The following is an 8759-nucleotide window of genomic DNA, read 5'->3' on the forward strand; positions in this document are numbered from 1 at the left end:
CGATCTGCTTTGAACAGGGGTTCCCCTTCCGAAGTGCGCGCGCGGGCCGGGGCGGTTTTCGGCGGTTTCGTTTTGCCTCGGTCTGGAGTGCCTGGGGCGCCGGTTGGAGGATCGCCCGGGAGAACCTGCAGTTCCTGCTGCGGCTCGTCGTCGGCGAGCAATGGGTTTGTGCGACGAAGCATCTGCATCGTCTCGCGGAACGCGAGGAGGTGTAGGGCAACGGTCTCGTCGATGCACAGAAGCACGTCGACGGGCGGACGGCCGCCGTGGCGAACGCGGGCCTCCGCGAGCTTTTGACGGCAATGGTATTTGGCGCGGGTAATCTCTTCCGGGGTTAGGAAGGGATTGGTTCCGTGGAGCCAATGGCCGAGGATGGCGTTTACGACGCCGACGCGTTTGGGCGTGGGTTCGTGGGGTTGAGTGACGGTGGCCATGATAGAACTCCTTTCATAGATATGCGCGAGTTCGTTGCACTGCGAGGGGGGCCACGGACCTACACGGACCTACACGGACAAACACGGACGGGCACGGACGGGCACGCGATGGAGACCTGCGGTCGTAAGAGTGGCGCGGTCGGGAGACCGCGCCACAGCGAGGAGATGGTTTTCGTTCGGCGAGCGCGTTACTTCGCGCCGGGCACGATCCGTGTGGCTTTGGCGAGTACCCGCTTGGCCTTTTCTCGCAGATTCTCACGCGTGCGTGCGCCCAGGTATTTCATGCGTTGGCGGGGGTCCTTGGACCCCTTATACGAGTCCACCAGCTTCTGGACGGGCTCCCCATTCTCGCAAACCACGAAATAGGGCGGACTGACGTGCGGATCGAAGTACTCGCACGACATGTATTCGATGACCCACGCCCACCGCTCGCGCTCGGAGATGTTGCGAGTCGTGTAATGCAGCGTCAGCGACGAGAAGACGATGACATCGCCCTTCTCCGTGGCGACAAACTCCGGCTTGCACGGCTGAACGTCGCACGCGAGGTGGTTGTCCACCTTGCTGTGCGGTAGCAGCCCCAGCTTGTGACTTCCGGGCTGCAGCCATAACCCGCCGTTCTCCTCGTTCATCGGGGTGAGACCGATCCAGAACTGGAAATGAGGGTCGGCCAATTTGTTGTACGCGTTGTCCTGGTGCCAGGGGAAATGAGAACCTCCAGGAAACTTGCCGACGGCCTGGTCCCAGCGTATCCAGAACTCGGGACCAATCAACTCCTTGAGCAGCCCAATGACCCTGGGCTGTGTAGCGAAGGACTGCAGAAAAGGCGACGCCCGGACGATGTCCCCGTAGAAGACCATGTCGTCCTTGTTGAGGCAATGACCGTCGCGCTGCGTGCCAGCCCGCCTGATTTCCTGAAGGAGGGCATCCATTTCATCGGGACTGAAGAACCCGCGCTGAAGAATATACCCCTTCTCCTCAAACTCTTCTTTCAATGACAAAGCCGGTTCCGCAACCATCGCTGCAGTCATGTCTGCCCTTTCGCCGCGCCTTACTGCACGCGATTGCCATTGCCCACGCCCGGTAAGGTTGTTTGCCGGGCGCATTCAGTCCGGTAATGCGTTAGACACAGAGAGCACCTTCCGTGCCGTCTATATATCGGGCCTCATGTGCGACAACTACTATATATGGGGCCAAGTCCTGCCGGGAATATACATAAATTGTCATTCACGTGAGTATCTTGGTCGGATTTGCACAATTTTTGTCCCTTCGTTCACTAAAACAGGACTATCGGTCAGATTAGTCCCGGCTTATAGCGCGTGACTTCTCGCAGCTTCGCTTTTGTCTCGCGGATTCGTGCCATCGCGATGCAGACACGCCGGTCAGCGGAAATTGCGGATTAAAGGCGCGTAGTAGAAGGGAATGAGAATGCCCTCAAACGGGTCGTGATTCCAATTTGACGCATAGTCATAGCATGTCTAGTGGCTCTTCGAGGTAATAAGCCGCAGATAGGGTTCTTTAATAATAATTATAAAAAGGAGTTATGGAATGTTGAGAGTATCTGCCCAAGATGGGGGTTGACGAATTTCGACTTTGCGTCATATACTCATTTCGCGACTGTAGTACGTTCCGGCAAGCAGCACGAGATGAGAGCGCGGGGGGAGCTGCTGCTGGACATTGTCCGCAAGATGCCTTTAAAGAGCGGCTATCACGGACTGACCATGGGGAGGTTGGCCGAGGCCGCCGAGTGTGCCAAGGGGACGGTTTACCAACACTTCTCGTGCAAAGAAGATCTCAGTGTCGCGCTGGCGGCAGACAGGGTGCAATTGCCGTCGGACACGTGTCCGGCCGATGCCGTGTAACCGCTGTGGGTCCTGGGTGACAGGATCAAACCGGCGGCATCAAGGAAGGTTTACGGCGACACGTAAACAGGGGCAGGGGGCCCTGAACCATTTGGGGGGGATGGGACCCTATATCACCGGAGAAGGGGGAAAGGAGGGTCCGATCAATCGATCTGAACTCACGGGAGGCGGAACGCAGTTTGTTGCGCCTCGTCGAATCGATTTTGTTCAGCTTTGGAAGTAAGGAAAAGGGAATCATGAAGAAGAGAGGCTTTACGCTTATCGAATTGTTGGTGGTTATTGCCATCATCGGTATTCTTGCAGCGATTCTGTTGCCTGCGTTGGCGCGCGCACGCGAAGCGGCCCGCCGCTCGAGTTGCCAAAACAACCTGAAGCAGTTGGGCGTCGTGTTTAAGATGTACGCCAACGAAGCCAAGGGTGAGAAGTTTCCAACGAAGATCAAGTACATTCCCCAAGGACCAGACGATGCCGATTCGTGCACGGGAGCCGGGAATAGCTGGAACCAGTTCTTCGACGGGCCAGCCGTGTACCCCGAGTACTTGACCGACGCCAACGTCATCCTTTGCCCGTCGGACGCGGATGCCCAGGAAGAGTCCGGGAGATATTGGGTTCGCGCAGACGGAAGCATTCAGCCCTGCAACATGTGGGAAGTGTCCTACACCTATTACGGGTGGGCCGTTCTTCCGTCGGCCTTCTTGGTAGGCGACGGGAATACCTCAGACCAAAACGCAACGACACCTCCATGGGACGCGCCGGTGCTTTTAGCGTTTGGCTCTGAATTCTTGAAAGGTGACGACGTTGATGTGACAGATCCAGAGTTTGCGTCATTGTTCGACAGCGATATTTCGATCGACAACGCGACGGACGGTTCAATCACGATTTACCGTCTTCGTGAAGGGATCGAGCGGTTCTTCATCAGCGATATCAACAATCCGGCTGCCACCGCGAAAGCTCAGAGCGACATTCCGGTGCAGTGGGATACGTGCTGGGGGCCAGCGGAGGCCGGCGCGAGTTATTTCAACCATGTGCCAGGCGGTGGCAATGTGCTTTATATGGACGGTCACGTCAGTTTCTTGAAGTACCCGAGCGAGTGGCCTGTTAGCAGGGCGTTCCCGCTGATGATGGATTTGATGAGCGAAACGCTAAGTTCACACTAGAGGCAAAGTGGCGCTCCGATCTGAAGGAGTAAGAGTTCAGCGCTCGTGACTTCTTTTGGTCAGCCGCCTACCATGTCATATGCTTTTGGGGGGGAGCAGGCGTGTGGTTTTACGGCCACACGCCTGCTTTATGTCTAGTGCGCGGGCATTCGCAGGGTGCTGTAGCGCGGGAGACAGGGATGGAAATTTCTTTCAATACTTGACTTTACGTCAATTAGAATCAACTTGCCTTCAAACCGGGGGCTATCCCCTATATTTCTGATAATACGTTATTTATCGCATCACCTGAGGTTGGCGAGAATTCGAAAAACGATTTTTCTTGACGAATTTCGACCGATGGTCATATAGTATGGGTAATGGTCACGGTGCTCACCGGTAAGCAGCGACAAATTCGGGTGCGGGAAGAGCTGCTACTGGACATTGCCCGCAAGATGCTACTCAAGAGCGGTTACCATGGGCTAACCATGGCGCGCATCGCGGATGCGGCCGACTGCTCGAAGGGAACGGTCTATCAGCATTTCTCGTGCAAGGAAGATCTCATCGTTACGCTGGCGGCGCGCAGTTCAGAGAAGCAACGTGTGCTGGTGGAGCGGGGGGCGATGTTTCGCGGGGGCACGCGGGAGCGCATGCTGGCGGTGGGTGAAGCGACGGTCCTGTTTGCGCGGCTGAATTGGGGTGAGGTCCGCATTTTCCAGATCATGACCGGCGAAGCAATCATGCAGAAGGCGACGCCGGAAGTGTTGTCTCAATTGAAGATGTCGGCGCATGGGACGTCGCAGATTATGTTTGGGATCGTTCGCGACGCGATTGCCGCGGGCGATCTGTGTTTACCGCCGGACACGAGTCCGGCAGACGTGGTGTATCCGTTGTGGGTGCTGGGAGACGGTATCAAGTCGGCGTCGTCGAGTTGGATGCCGCCGAGTGAAATCGGCGTGACGGATGCGGCGGCCACGATTCTGAAGCATGGGTTTGTGCTGGGCGATGGATACGGTTGGCGGCCCTTGTCGAAAGACTGGGACTACGCGGAGTCGCTGCGGCGAATCCGCTTGGAATGCTTTCCCGAAGAGTCGAAGAAGGTATACGTAGAACAGTTGCCGGTGGCTGGGGGCGGTTCGGCCCAATTTGGGGGGGACGGAGCGCGCGATAACCAGGGAAAGGAGGTATGAAGAGTATTTGCACTCATGACCCGCGAAGTCGAAGCAGTCTGCGCTTCGCCTTGTCTTGCACCTTGAGTTTGAAACGAACCTATAACACTTGAGGGATAAGGGAATCATGAAGAAGAGAGGCTTTACGTTAATTGAACTGCTAGTCGTTATTGCCATCATAGGCATCTTGGCGGCGATTCTGCTGCCGGCATTGGCGCGTGCGCGCGAGGCGGCGCGCAGGGCCAGTTGCCAAAACAACCTGAAACAGTTCGGCATCGTCTATAAGATGTACGCCAACGAGAGCAAGGGCGAGAAGTGGCCGACGGCGATGTTCCAGTGCAACAACGGGACGACTGGAATCTTGACGCAACCGCATATCGGCCAAATCTATCCCGAGTACCTGACGGACCCGACTCTGTTTGTATGCCCCTCCAGCGCGGTGCTGAAAGCCGATGACATGTGGTACACCGATGAGAACGGAAACCGCGCGTGCCGGCTTGAGATCGATCCGGAAGGCAACGGACAGACCGACGGCGATGTGCACTGGTGGCCGGTCAATTACTGCTACAACTACTGGGGCTGGGCGTTCAACGACTGCAGCATGACTTCGCAGTATAGTATCAACCTTGCGACTGCGCTGAGTGTGTTAGGCGTTGGTCTTCCTCCGGGGTTCTCTACCTCGCTCAATGGGCCGACCCAGATTCTGGTGACCTACCTGTATGAAAAGCAGGCTCCGGATATCGATCAAGACATGGGGAACTTGGCGGATATCATGGATGTCATCGACAACGATGTGCCTTCCGATTTCAGCACGTACTACCCACGGACAACGTATCGCCTGCGTGAAGGCATCGAACGCTTCTTTATCACTGACATCAACAACGCTGCCGCTAGTGCACAAGCGCAGAGTGAATTGGCCGTGATGTGGGACGTGATCTCCGCGACCGCGCAGGATTACAACCACATTCCGGGCGGTTCGAATGTGCTGTATGCGGACGGCCATGTCGGCTTCCTGAAGTATCCGGACAACAAAGCTCCGGTCAACGAGGCCTTTGCTGTTGTCGGGTACATCAACAAGTCCGGAGGCCTGGATTTCTAGTCCGCAATCTGGACCTCGATAGCACTCACTTGATGTAACTGCCGGGAACCTGCCTATGGGGTGGGTTCCCGGCGTTTCTGTTCGTCCATACGTACCACCTGAGCAGGGAGAGAGTGCCGCCGTAAAACCACGCGGCATGGTACTATTGGGATACAACCGAGAATCAGGGAGGAGCGAGAAGTGCAGACGAGGTTACGTTTCGTCACTTTTGGTTGCGTTCCGTCAATAATAGTTTTTATTGACAATATTACTGGAATTACCCCTTGACGAATAGTCCACTTCGAATTATGATAATGTTCATTGAATGGTGTTGACGAAACGACGGCGAAGAGTCCACAAAGATTCTAGCACTAGTAGAGCAATACGCCATACGCTCGGCCGGTGGGCAGAGAGTTTAAGCAGCGTTTGTGGAACGCGCAGGGCAGCAGCCCGAATTGGGGGGGCGTTCCAGGGCGCACTCGAAAGGAGGTGCGGGCAGTCTAGAAGTCCTCATTTGATTATGTACTCCTCCAGTCATTTTATGTGTCTCATAACGAATTGAAGAAGAACCACAACGAAAACCCAGGGGGGTTAATCATGAAGAAGCGTGGTTTTACTCTTATTGAATTGTTGGTCGTGATTGCCATTATCGGTATCCTTGCGGCGATCTTGTTGCCGGCGCTGGCGCGTGCGCGTGAAGCAGCACGCCGGGCAAGCTGCCAGAATAACCTGAAGCAGTTGGGCGTGATTTTCAAGATGTACGCGAACGAATCGAAGGGGGAGAAGTATCCCAGTAACATGAAGTTTGACCCGAATCCAGATTCTTCGCCGACTCCGTGTTCGCAGGCAAATGACGCCCAGTACCATCAGCCGAACCGGTTCTTTAACGGCCCGTCGGTGTATCCGGAATACATGACCGACGCAAACATCATCTTGTGTCCGTCGGATGCAGATGCAGAGCAGATGGCCGATTATTTCTTCCGTAAGGCAGATGGGTCGATCGATCCGTGCCGTTTCTGGGAAATCTCGTATGAGTATTATGGCTGGGCCATCACGCCGGATGCAGTCATCAACGGGCCAGTGGACAGCACATCGTTGAACTCGGCAACGACGAATTTCGATTTCGGATTTCTTGGAGAGGTAGGAACACTGTTTACGACGGCGCAAGCAACATGGAATAGCGACGGACCGGGTGCGGTATTTGAAGACGATATCACCTTTACGAGCGCGGAAACGGGCGGCGATTCGACCGTCTATCGTTTGCGCGAGGGTATCGAACGGTTCTTCATTAGTGACATCAATAACCCGGCCGCGAGTGCCAAGGCCCAAAGTGAGCTCCCGGTCATGTGGGATATGTGCTGGCTTCCCAGCGATGGTTGGGGCAGTTACTTCAGCCACGTTCCGGGCGGTGGCAATGTGCTCTATATGGACGGTCATGTTACGTTCTTGAAGTACCCGAGCGAGTGGCCCGATTGCCGCGCATATGTCAACATGGTAAACACGATCCAAGCGGCACTGTAATCAGAATGAAGCTTTTGCTCTTGCGGACTTGATGTAGTTTGGTCCGGAGAGACAACTTAGAGTCACGAGATCGATTGGAGGCGCGCAGCCGAGAGGTTGCGCGCCTCGTTTATTTTTGGCGGGGGCAGAGATCGCTGCCGGGGGTGGTCGGGGAAGCCGGGTAGTTGTCGTGGGGCGGTGCCTGACGATGGCTGGCTTTGTCGCAAGGAGTTGGTAGGAGATGTCCAACGCTGGCGTCCTTACAGGACGCTCGATAGGGGTGTGTTGGTTCCTGGGGTTGCGATTCGCGTCTTGAGCAGACGCGAATCTTCACCCCAGGCTAGGGTATGTCGTGCTTTCAGCACGAATACGCGCGATTGCGCAGGGCAGCGAGTATGTGTGTCGATGGGTACCGGGATCACATAAGTGGTTGAAGAGCGCAGGCAGGATGCCTGCGACACGTTTTCGCGGAAATTGGGAAAGGCCCGTCTGCGCTCATTGTGTTCGCTTCGCTTGGGTCGGTCTCTGAATTCCGCTCAGGGTGATTTGACGGCGCGGTAGGCAAGGTAGCCCCAGTTGGCATCCTTGGGCCGGGGCCAGGCCTGCCCGTCGTAGACGATCATGTAGGCGCGTTTGTCGTCGATGGAGTCGGCGGTCCACCAGTAGATGACCTGGGAGCGGGTGTCCCAGAGCGGGGATTCTTTGTCGGGGGGCATCTTATAGGACGTGCGGTGGGTTGCGGGATCCCAGGAACCGCCGGCGTCTTGCCCGTGAAGTTGCATGGAGCGAGCGGCTTCTTCGACGGTGGGCAAGCGCCAGATGTTTTGGGGCGCGTCGGCGAGGGTCAGGCCGTCGGCGTTGAGATAGGCGCACGTATGTTTGGCGTCTTCCCATGTAGTGCCGCGCATAGGCCAGCCGGGTCCGGCGGGAGCCCATATCAGATCGACGCCGTTTTGCGTAATGCGGCGGGCGGAGCGGTCGCCATCGTCGATGCGGTGAGCGACGCGCCACGCGTGGCCGGAGCCTGATACGAGGGCAACCAGGGCGGGGATCACCACAACACCGAGCACTGCGAGTTTGCGTGGGTGTGGCCGGCCAAACCAGTAGGCAAGGGCCATAAGCGTCAGCGGGCCAACGATGAATGGGTAGATGACGATGGGCGCGGCGTTGCGGAAGAACCAGGCGGCAAAAACTGCGGCCGTGAAGTGGAGCAGTGCGCCGATGCGGGACCAGCGTATGGCGATGCACGCGGCGAGCACGAAGACAAGCGAGGGCATCATGTATTGGCCCAGGGAAAGCGCGATGTTCTTGAGCAGGGAGTCGTAGTACCAGCCTTCGTGGAAGGTTTCGATGCTGCCCCAGAGGGCCCAGTAGCCCGCAATGAGTGTGGATGCGAGAACGGCGATCCAACCAAGAAGTCTGCGGGGAAGTGTGGGCGGAGTGGGCGCGGAAGGTCGTGTTGTCGATGTCATGGGTGAACCTCGTGGGGAATTTTGGATTTTAGATTTTGGATTTTGGATTGAAGAGGGAGAGGGAGAGGGGGAAGGAGATTTGAAATCTCAAATTTGAAATTTGAAATTGGGGAC

General features: G+C 56.4%; 8 protein-coding genes. 5 read left to right on the plus strand and 3 right to left on the minus strand.

What is annotated here, in order from left to right; genetic code table 11:
* Together K1Y02_23070 and K1Y02_23075 are read right to left on the minus strand one after the other, a co-directional pair.
* On the minus strand, window positions 1-434 hold a 434-nt coding region (locus tag K1Y02_23070; protein MBX7259262.1), incomplete at its 3' end, for a hypothetical protein.
* A gap of 188 nt (window positions 435-622) precedes the next feature.
* Window positions 623-1462: a phytanoyl-CoA dioxygenase family protein gene (locus K1Y02_23075; protein ID MBX7259263.1), complete on the minus strand. Its 840-nt coding sequence runs from the start codon at window positions 1460-1462 to the stop codon at window positions 623-625.
* A 657-nt stretch (window positions 1463-2119) separates the two neighbouring features.
* Between K1Y02_23075 and K1Y02_23080 the strand changes: the two genes are divergently transcribed.
* From K1Y02_23080 to K1Y02_23100, 5 genes are all read left to right on the plus strand, one after another.
* Complete coding sequence (locus tag K1Y02_23080; protein ID MBX7259264.1) at window positions 2120-2293, plus strand: TetR/AcrR family transcriptional regulator; 174 nt, start codon at window positions 2120-2122, stop codon at window positions 2291-2293.
* 233 nt (window positions 2294-2526) lie between these two features.
* A complete protein-coding gene (locus tag K1Y02_23085; protein MBX7259265.1) occupies window positions 2527-3450 on the plus strand; it encodes a prepilin-type N-terminal cleavage/methylation domain-containing protein in 924 nt (307 codons plus the stop codon).
* 356 nt (window positions 3451-3806) lie between these two features.
* Entirely contained in the window at window positions 3807-4616 is an 810-nt protein-coding gene (locus tag K1Y02_23090; protein ID MBX7259266.1) for a TetR/AcrR family transcriptional regulator, read from the plus strand.
* Between the two features lie 106 nt (window positions 4617-4722).
* On the plus strand, window positions 4723-5694 hold the full coding sequence (locus K1Y02_23095) for a DUF1559 domain-containing protein (GenBank protein MBX7259267.1): 972 nt from the start codon (window positions 4723-4725) through the stop codon (window positions 5692-5694).
* Between the two features lie 573 nt (window positions 5695-6267).
* Complete coding sequence (locus K1Y02_23100) at window positions 6268-7194, plus strand: prepilin-type N-terminal cleavage/methylation domain-containing protein (GenBank protein ID MBX7259268.1); 927 nt, start codon at window positions 6268-6270, stop codon at window positions 7192-7194.
* A 515-nt stretch (window positions 7195-7709) separates the two neighbouring features.
* On the opposite strand, the gene K1Y02_23105 is transcribed toward K1Y02_23100, so the two are convergent.
* On the minus strand, window positions 7710-8645 hold the full coding sequence (locus K1Y02_23105; GenBank protein ID MBX7259269.1) for a DUF1566 domain-containing protein: 936 nt from the start codon (window positions 8643-8645) through the stop codon (window positions 7710-7712).
* Window positions 8646-8759: the final 114 nt, after the last annotated feature.

The organism is Candidatus Hydrogenedentota bacterium, from assembly GCA_019695095.1.
Lineage (GTDB): Bacteria > Hydrogenedentota > Hydrogenedentia > Hydrogenedentales > SLHB01 > JAIBAQ01.